Raw genomic sequence first — 12,853 nt, 5'->3', positions numbered from 1 at the left:
GGAGCGGCAACGAAGCACTCCAACGCTTGCGAAGGGCCGCCCCGCCCTCACACGTAGCGGTTGACGATGTTTTCGAGCTTTTCCTGTTTGCCGGAGCGGGGCTGCGGTTCGATGTTCTCGCGCTTGACGCGCTCGGCGATCTCTTCGAGCGAGCGCTCGCCCTTGAGCATCGCCTGCGCTTCCGGGTCGTTCCAGCCGGCGTAACGCTCTTCCAGCGGGGCGGAGAGTGCCTTGTCCTCGATCATGCGAGCGGCGGCCTTCAGCCCGCGGGCGCAAGTGTCCATCCCGCCGACATGTGCCGCGATCAGGTCTTCCGGATCGATGGACTGGCGGCGCAGCTTGGCATCGAAATTGGTGCCCCCGGTGGTGAACCCGCCGGCTTGGAGAACATAGTAATAGGCGAGTGCGGCTTCCGGCGTGTTGTTGGGGAACTGGTCCGTATCCCAGCCCGACTGATAGTCGTTCCGGTTCATGTCAATGGAGCCGAGAATGCCGAGCGCGGCGGCGAGCGCCAGTTCGTGCTCGAAAGCATGACCGGCGAGCACGGCGTGCCCAGCCTCGATGTTGACCTTCACCTCGTGTTCCAGACCGTGGCGCTTGAGGAAGCCGTAGACCGTGGCAACGTCATAGTCGTACTGGTGCTTTGTCGGCTCCTGCGGCTTGGGCTCCAACAGAATGGTGCCTTCGAACCCTATCTTGTGCTTGTGCTCGACGACCAGGTTCAGGAAACGTCCGAGTTGGTCAAGCTCCCGCCCCATATCGGTGTTGAGCAGGGTCTCGTAGCCCTCGCGTCCGCCCCACAGCACGTAATTCTGGCCGCCCAGACGCTTGGTGGCCTCCATGCAGGCTTTCACCGTCGCACCCGCATAGGCAAAGACGTCCGGGTCCGGATTGGTGGCCGCGCCGGCCATATAGCGGCGGTTGGAGAAGAGGTTGGCCGTGCCCCAGAGCAGCTTCGGGCCGCCCTTTTCCATCTTCTCCTCGAAATAGTCCGCGATCTCGTTGAGCCGGGAAACGCTCTCCGCATGGGTGTCGCCCTCGGGGCGGACGTCATGGTCGTGGAAGGTGAAGAAGGGCGCGCCCAGGATCTCGAACATTTCGAAAGCGACGTCGGCCTTGAGCCTGGCAAGCTCCATCGTATCGCCGAACCAGGGACGCTCGAAGGTCTGCCCGCCAAAGGGGTCGTTCCCCGGCCACACGAAGTTGTGCCAATAGCAGACGGCGAAGCGCAGATGATCCTCCAGCCGCTTGCCGAGGACGACCTCATCCGGATTGTAGTGACGGAAGGCGAGGGGATTATCGCTTTCCGGCCCCTCGTAGCGGATGGGCTTTATGTCCCCGAAAAATCCTGTACTCACGATGAAACTCCTCGTATTGCCGGGTAAAGGTCGCGATAGCGGCGGTAGGCCTCGTCGAAGGCGCTGGCGAGGGCCGCTTCGGGTTCGATGGTCGCGGATGTCTCTGGCGGTGTGCAGACCGCGAGCGGGTCGGCTTTCTCCGCCGCGATGAGGCCGAGACGAGCCGCGCCGAATGCGGCACCAAAATCGCCTTCCGCGGGAATGTCGACGGGCAGGTTCAGTGTCGTGGCGATTGTCTTGAGCCAATATGAGGAGCGGGAGCCGCCGCCGATGGCGGTTACGCGGGAAAGCTCGGTCCCAGCGGCCTTGAGCGCTTCCAGGCTGTCGCGGAAGGCGAAGGCCACCCCCTCCACCACCGCGCGGGTAAGGGCGGCGCGGTCGGTCTGGTGCGCAAGGCCCGTGAAGCTGCCGCGGATCACTGCGTCATTGTGTGGCGTGCGTTCGCCGGAGAGATAGGGCAGGAAAATGACGTCCGAGGGAGACTGAAGCTCCTCCCCCAACTCGCCGGTCAGCTCACTTGCCTCGCTGCCGGTAATGCCGGCCAGCCAGTTGAGCGAGTCGGTGGCCGAGAGGATTACGCCCATCTGATGCCAGGTGCGGGGAAGCGCATGGCAGAACGTGTGCACCGCGCTTTCGGGATTGGGAAGATAGGCGCCGTTGGCGGCAAAAAGCACGCCCGAGGTGCCGATGGAGACGAAGGCCGCACCGGGTTTCACCGTGCCCGCACCGCAGGCCGAGGCCGCGTTGTCGCCGGCCCCGCCAGCGACCGTCACGCCGGAACTCATGCCCCATTTCCCGGCGAGATCGGAACGCAGCGTACCGGCCGGTTCCGTGCCCTCGACAAGACGCGGCATCTGGCTTTCTTCGAGATCGGTCGCAGCCAGCAGCTCGTCCGACCAGCGGCGGTGTTCGACATCCAGCCAAGCGGTGCCGGCGGAATCGGACATTTCGGAAATATGCTCGCCAGTGAGCCAGAGGCGCAGATAATCCTTGGGCAGGAGCACCTTCGCCACTTTGGAAAAGATTGCAGGTTCGTTGTTTCGCACCCAGTTCAGCTTCGGCGCGGTGAAGCCGGGAAAGACGATGTTCCCCGTGATCCGATGAAAGCGCGGGTCGGCGTCGAGGATGACCGCCTCGGCATGGCTGCGCGTATCGTTCCACAGGATGCAGGGGCGCAGTGGCGTATCGGATGCGTCGAGCAGCGTCGCGCCGTGCATCTGCCCGGAAAGGCCAATGCCTTTGACCGCGGCAAGCGCCTTGCCGTGGGAGGTCTTGAGTGCGGAGACTGCTTCCTCGGCAGCGCGGATCCAGTCCTTCGGATCCTGCTCAGACCAGCCGGAATGAGGGCGGGAAACCCTCAGCGAGGCGGTTGCCGAAGCGACGATCCCCTGATCGCCATCAAGCAGCAGAGCCTTTACCCCGGAGGTGCCGAGATCGAACCCGAGATACATGCTTTCCTCCCGCTTCGCATGGCCGGCACATCGCGTCCGGTGATTTTTTTCGAGTCCCGAATAATTTACACAAGACCTGCGATGAAGCAACGGGGTGAAGGCCGTTTTTAAGTGGCGCGGGGCACCAACGATGCGCCTGCGATGGTGCCAACGCGGTCTTCATTCAAGTCCCCGTGCAGCACTTTACGGAACGGTCTTCCCGGTGCATGTTCCTTCTGCTTGGCCCGGCGGGGCCGGACGAACCACAGGGGAACGGTATCGATGAATCAGAACGCGGACATTGCAATCCTAGTACCGGGCAAGCTGCACGCTCATGCTGTCAAGCGCATCGGGGAGCGGTTTCGCCTGCTGGAAGTCGATCGCGCCGTCCCGGAAAACCTGACTGACGAAATGAAGCGCTCCGTCGTCGGGATCGCTTCTTCAAGCGTCATCGATGCGAACTTTATCGACGCACTCCCCAATCTGCAGATTATCGCCAATTTCGGCGTCGGCTATGACGCTGTGGATGCCGCTCATGCCGCATCGCGGGGCATCATGGTCACCAACACGCCCGATGTGCTGACCGAGGAGGTCGCCGACACGGCGATTGGTCTGCTGATCAACACCGTGCGTGAGTTACCAAAGGCGGAGAATTATCTTCGCGAAGGGCGCTGGAAAGGCGAGGGGGCTTATCCGCTAACCAGGGCATCTCTGCGTGGGCGCAGTGTCGGCATCTTCGGTATGGGGCGAATCGGGCTGGCGATCGCACGTCGGATCGAGGCATTCGGCCTGCCGGTCAGCTACTACAACCGGCGCAAGCGCGACGATGTCGCGTATGAATATCAATCCTCGCTCCTGTCTCTGGCCGAGGCCGTCGACACGCTGATCTGCGTCGCCCCCGGAGGCGCTGCCACGGAGAAGGCGGTGAACGGTGAGGTGCTGAATGCGCTCGGGCCGAACGGCATATTCATCAATGTCGGGCGCGGGACTGCGGTGGACGAGGACGCGCTTGCCGCTGCCCTTCGCGACGGCACCATTCTGGCGGCCGGTCTCGACGTGTTCGCCGACGAGCCAAACGTGCCGGCGGCTTTGCTTGCCTGCGAAAACACCTGTCTTCTGCCCCATGTGGCCTCGGCTTCCGTCCATACGCGACAGGCCATGGCCGATCTGGTGGTCGATAATCTCATATCCTGGTTTTCGAACGGGAAACCTCTGACGCCGGTGCCAGAAACCCTGACTGTCCAGGGGTCTTAGCACTACAGTGCAAGCCGGCAATCGGATAGTCAGCGCCCGGACATCTCTCGACCAGGGGGAGGCCCAATGTCTTGCCTATTCTGCAGCGCTCGAAGATTGACGGAAGCAATAATGACAGCTGATTCCCTTCGGTATGGGAAAGTGTCAGGCAGGACAGGAAGGGGCGTGAAGGGTCGCGACAGTAAAAACGAGTAAGTTCCGCCTCATTCTCGTCAATCAATTTTTGTTTAACCTTTGCCCAGGATGATCGTCACACCCGAAAGATAAGACGATGAAGCTGTTACTTTCCTTATTAATCGTTCTCGGCACTGCCGGCGCTGTTGCGCTTGTCCATGAAGGCGAGCCCGAGGAAACGCTCACGACCGCCGCCATCGAAAAGGCCAAGGATGCAGAGTATTTCCAGATGCGCATCCCCGGCCGGGATGGAAGCTGTAAGCTGATCAAGCGCGGCCCCGTTGACGCCTCGCAATCTCAATTGGAACTCGGCGAAAACTGCTCCGCTTTGATGCCGCGCCTCGCCGAGGCCCGATACTGGCGGGAAAGGGATGCCGGGGACGTGACCCTGTTGGCCGATGACGGGCGTACGATCGTCGAGTTTTTCCCGGGAGACGGCGTTGCCTACGAGTCCTACTCTCCCGAAACTCCCCTCATTGCGCTGACCGCGCAGTAACAAACGGCGGACGTTATTCCGCCGCGATGAGCCGCGCGGCGGCGTGGTTGCGGACGGCCTCGCCGAATGCCTTGAAGATGCGATTCGACGGCTCGTCGTCGTGCGCCCAATACTCCGGGTGCCACTGGACACCGACTGCAAAGGCTTTCGCGCCGGCTACGGATACGGCTTCAACGACGCCGTCCGGGGCGACGGCTTCCGCCCGGAGGTTGGGAGCAAGCCGGTCAATGCCCTGCCGATGTACGGAGTTCACCTCGATGTGCCCGGTCCCGAGAATGTCGGCCAGGCATGTGTCGGGCGCGATCTTGACCGCGTGACGTATGGCGAAGCGCTCGTCCTGTGAGGGGCTTTCGGGGGCGCGGTGATCGAGCGCGCCTTCCCGCTCCTGAATTTCGGCGGCAATGCTTCCGTTGAGCGCGGCGTTCAGTTCCTGCAAGCCGCGGCAGATCGCAAGCAGCGGCACGCCTTTCTCGAGCGCCTTGCGAATCAACGGCAGTGTCGTGTCATCGCGGCGTTCGTCATACGGTCCGTTCTTCTCGCTCGCCTCGCCGCCATAGTGCGACGGATGGACGTTCGACTTCGCGCCGGTCAGCAACACGCCATCGACCGAGGAGAGGAGCGAATCGAGGTCAAGTCGCTCGCCGAAGGACGGCACGAGCACGGGGAAAACGCCGGCGACCGTGACGGCCGCGTCAAGATACTGATCAGGCGTTGCGTGCCAGCTGTAATTCTCGAAATCCTTAACATCCGTCGAAACGGCAACCAGCGGCTGATCCATGAGGTTCTCCAGTTTCCAATGGACCTAATCTAAGGTCGTTGCCACTCCCTTTCCATCCGCGGTGCATGTTTACCAGACCTGTATCGCTTTCCGATGAAAACTGGACTTGCCGTTTCGCGCATGTATTGATACGCGCCGGCGTCGGGTGGGCAGGTTTGCATGTGCCCGATCTACGTTCATAATCAGTCTGAAAATGGGAGGTACTCCATGGATCGTCGCTCATTCATAAAGAAGGCCGGCTTGGCTGGCGCCGGCGCAGGCGCCGCGGCGCTGGCAACGCCCGCCATCGCCCAAGGCAACCAGACCTGGCGCATGGTCACAACCTGGCCTAAGAATTTTCCCGGGCTCGGAGTTGGCGCGCAGCGCTTGGCCGATCGCATCACAGCGGCTACCGACGGCCGTCTGACAATCCAGGTTTACAGCGCGGGTGAGCTGGTGCCGCCGCTTCAGTCGCTTGATGCCGTTATCGACGGTTCGGCCGAGATGAGTCACGGCGCAGCTTACTACTGGCAGAACAAGAGCCAGGGCCTCAGCTTCTTTACCGGTGTGCCCTACGGCATGACCTCGCGTGAGCTGACCGCCTGGGTGCGCTACATGGGCGGTCAGGAGGTCTGGGACGAGATTTATGACCAGTTCGGCGTTCAGGGCTTCCTTTCCGGTGACACCGGCACTCAGGCCGGCGGCTGGTTCCGCGAGGAACTGACCGGGCTCGATTCGATCCAGGGGCTGCGCTTCCGTACGCCGGGCCTCGGCGGGCAGGTCTGGGAGAAGCTTGGCGCCTCCGTAACCAACATGGCGGCAGGCGAGATTTTCCAGGCTCTTCAGTCCGGTACGCTGGATGCAGCCGAATTCGTCGGCCCGTACAACGACCTGGCGCTTGGCTTCTATCAAGTGGCCAAAAATTACTACTTCCCGAGTTTTGTGGAGCCGGGGCTGGCGACCGAATTGGTGGTCAGCAAATCCAAGTACCAGGAGCTGCCCTCTGATCTTCAGGCAATCATCCGTGATGTCTGCCAGGCCGAGTACGACGCCGTTGCCGCCGACTTCGCGGCCAACGACCCGCGTGCACTCGACACACTCGTCAACGAGCACGGCGTCAACGTGCTGGAATTCCCGGAGGAGATCGAGCAAGCCGGTGCCGAGGCAGCCAAGGAAATTCTCGAAGGGTTGCTGGATTCCGACGATCCGCTGACGAAGAAAACGGCGGAAAGTTTCCAGTCGGCGTTGGCGATCGTGCGTCAGAAGACGGAAGGCACGGACGCGCTGTTCATCCGTGCGCGCGAGAGATACTTCGAACTCTGATCGGATACTTCAGGCGGAATACAGGCCCGGGCATTCTTGCCCGGGCTTTTCGTCCCGCCGTAGCCGTCAGCGATAAATCATGTCCGGCAGCCAGGTAGCGATGCCGGGCACGAGGAACATGATCGCGATGGCGACGACCTGCAGCGCGACGAAGGGGATAGCGCCCCGGTAGATCGTGGAGGTCGCAATGCTGCCCGGAGCCACGCCGCGCAGATAGAACAGGGCGAAGCCGAAGGGCGGCGTCAGGAAACTTGTCTGCAGGTTGACGCCGACCAGAACGCCCAGCCAGACCGGATCGACATCCAGCGCCAGAAGCACTGGCGCGGTGATCGGGATCACGATGAAGATGATCTCGAACGTGTCCAGGATGAAGCCCAGCAAGAACATGGTGAGCATCACCATCGCGATGGCCGTCAGCGTGCCGCCCGGCAAGCTGGTCAGAAATTCATGCACAAGAGTGTCGCCGCCCATCAGCCGAAACACGATGGAGAATACCGACGCTCCGAACAGGATGATGAAGACCATGCAGGTGATCGTGGCCGTCGCTACGACCGTTTCGTGGAGCACACGGAGGGAAAGACGCCAGCGCAGCGCCGCCAGGACAAGCGCGCCGACCGCACCGACGGAAGCGGCCTCGGTCGGCGTGGCGATGCCGCCGAGGATCGATCCAAGAACCGCCACGATGAGAAGCAACGGCGGCAACATGGCCGTCGCTATTTCACCGAGCAAGGCCTTCTTGTCTTCGGGTGCGACGGGGGTTGCCGGGCAACTCTCCGGCTGCGTGAGCGCCTTGAAGAGCATCCATATGAGATAAAGACCCACCAGCAAGATGCCGGGCAGCAGTGCGCCGGCGAAGAGGTCGCCCACCGAGACGGGGGTGGGGGCAAAGTTGCCCTTCTCCATCTGCACCTGGGCGTTGATGCCCGAGAGCATATCGCCCATGAAGATCAGAACCGTGGATGGCGGCACGATCTGCCCCAGGGTGCCGGAGGCGCAGATCACTCCGGTAGCGAGCTTCGGGTCGTAGCTGGCGCGCAGCATGGCTGGAAGCGAGATCAGCCCCATTGTAACCACGGTCGCTCCGACGACACCCGTGGAGGCGGCCAGGAGCGCGCCGACGATGATCACGGACATGCCCAGGCCGCCACGCAGATTGCCGAACAGCTTGCCCATGGTCAGAAGCAGCTGCTCGGCGATTTTCGAGCGCTCGAGAACTACACCCATGAAGATGAAGAGCGGGACGGCGACCAGCACCTCGTTCGTCATGTAGCCGATGTAGCGGTTGGCCAAGCTGCTGAGGTTGGACGGGTCGAAGGCGCCGAACCACAGGCCGACGAGACCGAACATGAGGGAAACACCGGCAAGCGTAAAGGCGACCGGGAAGCCCAGCAGCAGGAAACCGATAATGCCGAAGAACATGAGCCCGGCGAGGATCTCGCCGATCAAAACCGGATCCATCAGACGGAGGCCTCCGTGCCGGATGGCTCTTGGCGCTCATACCGCAGTCTTTCCGGCAGAAGCTCCTCATTGCCGGTCAGCACCAGGATCGAGCGCAAGGCCATGGCGATGCCCTGCATGGCAATGAGCACAGCAAAACCGAGAATGAATGTCTTCAGGATGAACAAGGCCGGCATCCCGCCGACATTGGAGGAGCCTTCCTGGATGCGCCAGGAGCGGGCGACGAAGGGCCAGGCATAGACGAAAGTCACCCAGCAGAAGGGCAGCAGAAAGGCGACGACGCCGAAGAGGTCGACCATCGCCTTTCGGCGAGCACTCGCCGGGCGGTAGAAGATGTCGACGCGCACATGATCGTTGCGCAGAAGCGCGAAACCCGCCACGGCGGTGAACATCGCCCCGTTCAGCCAGATATAGAGATCCCGCATCCAAAGAATGCTGAAGGAGAAGACATAGCGCTGCACCACCACCGTGAAACAAACAACGACAATGCCCAGCGCCAGCCAGGAAAAGAGATTGCCTATAAACCAATTGATGGCGCTGATGGCGCGGACGACGAAAGCGATCGCTCGCACAGGTTCATTCCTCCCAGCGGTGTGGACCGACCCGCAAAAGCCATGCCGACTTCATCTGGTCTTCCGCCCCTCGTCTTTTCTCCCGGCGAATCATCCGGGTACGTTTCCTTCTTATTCTCTTTGGCCGCCGGTTCTGCACGGCGCGGCGGGTTTTAGCAGCTTTATCGGGAGGGAAAAAGCGACCGTACACAGTTTTTCGCATTTTCGCACGACAGCCGACAAACCGCCGCTTTAGCTCATGGTCGAGGCATCTCCCGCGTGAACAGTACGACCATATTCGTGCGCGACGGCGCTTCTCTCGCTAACAAAATGTCTTATATGGACGAAGGTACGAGGCGCTCTTGCTCATTTCTCTCTTCACATCGTTTTCGTTTGACGCGGCCTGTTCCCGGGAGAAAACTATCCTGCAACGCTTGGACGAAAACGCCGGTTCAGGTGCCGTGTTGAGCGCAGAGGATACGGGTACCCGCATCCCGGACTCGCCGCCCGCCCGGTGCCGCGGAAACGGCATTTCGCCGGTGTTGGCGAGGAGGTTACGGCCATGACGCTTCATGAGGTTTCGCTCGGCGACAAGTACGATCTCGCCAAGAAGCGAATCTTCGTTTCCGGTTCGCAAGCCATCGTGCGCATGCTTCTGATGCAGCGCGAGCGAGACCGGCGGGCCGGTCTCGATACGGCCGGCTTCATTTCCGGCTATCGCGGCTCTCCGGTCGGCGGCCTGGACCTGCAGATCTGGAAAGCCCACGATCGGCTCTCCCGGGACAACATCGTTTTTCAGCCCGGCTTGAACGAGGAACTTGCGGCCACCGCCTGCTGGGGCTCTCAGCAAACGGAGCTTCTGGGCGAGGGCAAGCACGACGGTGTATTCGCGCTCTGGTACGGCAAGGGGCCGGGCGTGGATCGCACCAGCGATGTGTTCCGCCATGCCAACCTCGCCGGTTCGTCGAAACACGGCGGCGTGTTGGCGCTGATGGGCGACGATCACGCGGCCGAATCCTCCACCGTGGCGCACGCCAGCGAATTCGCTTTCGTCGACACGATGATCCCCATCCTCAACCCCGCTGGCGTCCAGGAATTGATCGATTACGGGCTTTACGGCTATGCCCTTTCCCGTTTCGCGGGCACCTGGGCCGCGATCAAGTGCGTCAAGGACAACATCGAATCCACGGCCTCGGTCGATGTGGCGCTGGACCGGCTCAATATCGTGCTGCCAGAGGTCGATATGCCGCCCGGCGGGCTCAACATTCGCCATGAGGTGAACCAGCTCGGCCAGGAAGAGCGGCTGCACGACTTCAAGCGCGCCGCGGCCGCAGCCTTCGTGCGTGTAAACGGGCTCAACCGTATCGTCTATTCCGGCGGGCGCAATCCGAAGCTCGGCATCATCACCGTCGGCACCAGCTATCTCGACGTGCGCCAGGCGCTGGACGATCTCGGGATCGACGAGGAACGCGCTAAGGCGCTCGGCATACGGCTTTTCAAGGTGGCCTGCCCGTGGCCGCTCGACCTCGAGCATATCCGCGATTTCGCCCGCGGGCTCGAAATGGTGATGGTGGTGGAGGAAAAGCGCTCGCTGATCGAGGTGCAGGTCCGCGAGGACCTTTACGGCACTTCCATGCAGCCCACCGTGATCGGCAAGAAGAACGAGCGGGGCGAAAAGCTCTTCCCCATCAAGGGGTCGCTCGACCCGAATGAGATCGCCATTGCCATCGGCGAGCGGATCCTGAAAGTCATCGGGCCTTCGGAGGAGGTTTCGGCGCGAGTGGCGCGCCTGCGGCAGTATCAGGCCATGCTGGCCGATACCCAGGATGTCGCCACGCGCATGCCCTATTTCTGCTCGGGCTGCCCGCACAACACCTCCACGAGCCTGCCAGAGGGTTCCATCGCCGGCGGCGGCATTGGCTGCCATTTCATGGCGCTGTGGATGGACCGTGGCACCGTCGGCTTCACGGCCATGGGCGGCGAGGGCGCGCAGTGGATAGGTCAGGCGCCTTTTTCCAAGCGCGAACATTTCTTCCAGAACCTCGGCGACGGAACCTACAACCATTCCGGCTCTCTCGCGCTGCGCGCGGCCGTTGCCGCCGGCGCGAACATGACGTTCAAGATCCTCTACAACGATGCGGTCGCCATGACGGGCGGACAGCCCCACGAAGGCGGGCTGAGCATGGACATGATCGCCGACCAGGTGCGCGCGGAGGGTGTCAAGCGCATTGCCATCGTCAGCGACGAACCTGAGAAATATAAGGGCGAAGTGCAGTTTCCGGCCGGCGCGACCGTGCACCACCGGGACGATCTCGACCAGGTGCAGCGCGACCTGCGCGAGGTGAAGGGGGTCTCGGTTCTCCTTTACGACCAGACCTGCGCGGCGGAGAAGCGCCGCCGGCGCAAGCGCGGCACGTATCCCGATCCGGACAAGCGCGTTATCATCAACGAGCTCGTCTGCGAGGGCTGCGGCGATTGCGGCGTGAAATCCAATTGCGTGTCCGTGCAGCCGGTTGAAACGGAATTTGGGCGCAAGCGGCGCATTGATCAGTCGAGCTGCAACAAGGATTTTTCCTGTGTCAACGGCTTCTGCCCCTCATTCGTGACCGTACACGGCGCTAAGGCGAAGAAGCTGAAGGGTGTTGCGGGAAGCGAAGATCCGCTCGAGGGCGTACCGGAGCCGGAGCTCTTCCCGCTGCATAAGGGCTGGTCGGGCGTGGTCGACGGCATCGGCGGTACCGGTGTGGTGACAATCGGCGCCGTTCTCGGCATGGCGGCACATCTGGAAAACAAGGGTTCGGGCATCATCGATATGGCCGGTCTCGCCCAGAAGGGTGGGGCGGTTTTCTCCAACCTGCGGATTGCCCGCTCGCCGGCTGAGGTGAACTCAGTTCACGTGGCCGCCGGCAAGGCCGACCTGGTTCTGGGGTGCGATCTCGTCGTCTCCGGCGCACGCAAGGTCCTCTCCACCGTGCGTGAGGGGCATACGCTTTTCATCGCGAATACGGCGGAAGTGATGCCGGGCGATTTCGCGCGCTCGGCCGATTTCTCGCTGCCGATCGAGCGGCTCAGAAAGGCAATTCGCAACGCTGCTGGCGAGGAGAAGGCGCATTTCTTCGACGCGACGCAGGCGGCAACCGTGCTTTTCGGCAACTCCATAGGCGCCAACATGTTCATGCTCGGCATGGCGTATCAGAAAGGCGGGCTGCCGGTCTCGGCCGAGGCGGTCGAGAAGGCGATCGAGATGAACGGCCAGGCGGTACAGATGAACATCGACGCGTTCCGTTGGGGCCGCCGCGCCGCGCACGATCCGGGTTATGTTCGCGATGTGGTGGCGCGCTCGGCGCCGTCAGGCCGCGAGAAGCCGGCCGAGACGCTGGACGAAATCATTGCTCGCCGTGAATCTTTCCTGACGGGCTATCAAAATGCGGCCTATGCGCAACGCTACCGTGACCGCATAGAGGGACTGCGCCGCGTGGAGGACAAGGCCGTGCCGGGCTCGACGGCCGTCACCGAAGCGGCGGCGCGCAACCTGTTCAAGCTGATGGCCATCAAGGACGAATACGAGGTGGCGCGCCTTTACACGGACGGCTCTTTCCAGCGCCAGCTCGAAGCGGAGTTCGAGAACTACGACAAGCTCGAATTCCATCTCGCTCCGCCGATTTTTGCCAAGCGCGATGCACAGGGGCATTTGAAGAAGGCGCGTTACGGATCCTGGATGATGAAGGCCTTCTCAATGCTGGCGCGGCTGAAAGGCGTGCGCGGCACGGCGCTCGACATGTTCGGCTATTCGGAAGAGCGGCGCATGGAACGCCGGCTCCTGGCGCAGTATGAAGCTGACCTTGACAAAATCGAGAACACGCTCGCCCCCGGTCGGCTGGAGGCCGCCGCCGCGCTGGCCTCCGTTCCCGCGCTGATCCGTGGTTTCGGCCATGTGAAGGAGGCGAATGCCAAGAAGGCAGCTGAAGAACGCCAGCGGCTGCTCGCCCGTCTCGAAAAGACCGATCCCGACCCCCTTATGGAAGCGGCGGAGTGAGGTGGAGGCAGCCCAT

9 protein-coding genes are annotated in these 12,853 nt (G+C 62.2%); 4 read left to right on the top strand and 5 right to left on the bottom strand.

Annotated features, from left to right (window positions below; genetic code table 11):
* Positions 1-47: 47 nt before the first annotated feature.
* Both xylA and xylB read right to left on the bottom strand, forming a co-directional pair.
* Positions 48-1,358 (bottom strand): xylose isomerase, encoded by a 1,311-nt coding sequence (gene xylA, locus LY631_RS13250; RefSeq protein WP_274425934.1) that lies wholly within the window; start codon positions 1,356-1,358, stop codon positions 48-50.
* Positions 1,355-2,809 (bottom strand): xylulokinase, encoded by a 1,455-nt coding sequence (gene xylB, locus LY631_RS13245; RefSeq protein WP_274425932.1) that lies wholly within the window; start codon positions 2,807-2,809, stop codon positions 1,355-1,357. The genes xylA and xylB overlap by 4 nt, the downstream gene beginning before the upstream one ends.
* A gap of 261 nt (positions 2,810-3,070) precedes the next feature.
* Between xylB and LY631_RS13240 the strand changes: the two genes are divergently transcribed.
* Together LY631_RS13240 and LY631_RS13235 are read left to right on the top strand one after the other, a co-directional pair.
* Positions 3,071-4,042: a 2-hydroxyacid dehydrogenase gene (locus LY631_RS13240; RefSeq protein WP_274425931.1), complete on the top strand. Its 972-nt coding sequence runs from the start codon at positions 3,071-3,073 to the stop codon at positions 4,040-4,042.
* Positions 4,043-4,313: 271 nt separating this feature from the next.
* The gene (locus LY631_RS13235; protein ID WP_274425930.1) at positions 4,314-4,712 is read left to right on the top strand and encodes a hypothetical protein; all 399 of its coding nucleotides are present in this window, start codon (positions 4,314-4,316) and stop codon (positions 4,710-4,712) included.
* Between the two features lie 13 nt (positions 4,713-4,725).
* Here LY631_RS13235 and LY631_RS13230 read toward each other — a convergent pair whose 3' ends face one another.
* Positions 4,726-5,490 (bottom strand): gamma-glutamyl-gamma-aminobutyrate hydrolase family protein, encoded by a 765-nt coding sequence (locus tag LY631_RS13230; protein WP_274425929.1) that lies wholly within the window; start codon positions 5,488-5,490, stop codon positions 4,726-4,728.
* Between the two features lie 207 nt (positions 5,491-5,697).
* Between LY631_RS13230 and LY631_RS13225 the strand changes: the two genes are divergently transcribed.
* On the top strand, positions 5,698-6,792 hold the full coding sequence (locus LY631_RS13225) for a TRAP transporter substrate-binding protein (RefSeq protein ID WP_274425928.1): 1,095 nt from the start codon (positions 5,698-5,700) through the stop codon (positions 6,790-6,792).
* 66 nt (positions 6,793-6,858) lie between these two features.
* On the opposite strand, the gene LY631_RS13220 is transcribed toward LY631_RS13225, so the two are convergent.
* Positions 6,859-8,250, bottom strand: a complete 1,392-nt coding sequence (locus LY631_RS13220) for a TRAP transporter large permease (protein ID WP_274425927.1) — start codon at positions 8,248-8,250, stop codon at positions 6,859-6,861.
* Positions 8,250-8,822, bottom strand: coding sequence for a TRAP transporter small permease subunit (locus LY631_RS13215; protein ID WP_274425926.1), 573 nt, complete (start codon positions 8,820-8,822; stop codon positions 8,250-8,252). Before LY631_RS13215 ends, LY631_RS13220 begins: the two co-directional genes overlap by 1 nt.
* 541 nt (positions 8,823-9,363) lie before the next feature.
* Between LY631_RS13215 and LY631_RS13210 the strand changes: the two genes are divergently transcribed.
* Positions 9,364-12,837, top strand: a complete 3,474-nt coding sequence (locus LY631_RS13210) for an indolepyruvate ferredoxin oxidoreductase family protein (protein WP_274425925.1) — start codon at positions 9,364-9,366, stop codon at positions 12,835-12,837.
* Positions 12,838-12,853: the final 16 nt, after the last annotated feature.

Origin of the sequence: Chelativorans sp. YIM 93263, assembly GCF_028767125.1 — a bacterium.
GTDB lineage: Bacteria > Pseudomonadota > Alphaproteobacteria > Rhizobiales > Rhizobiaceae > Chelativorans.
Note: the sequence above shows the minus strand (reverse complement) of the source record. Positions and strands in the feature narration are given on the sequence as shown.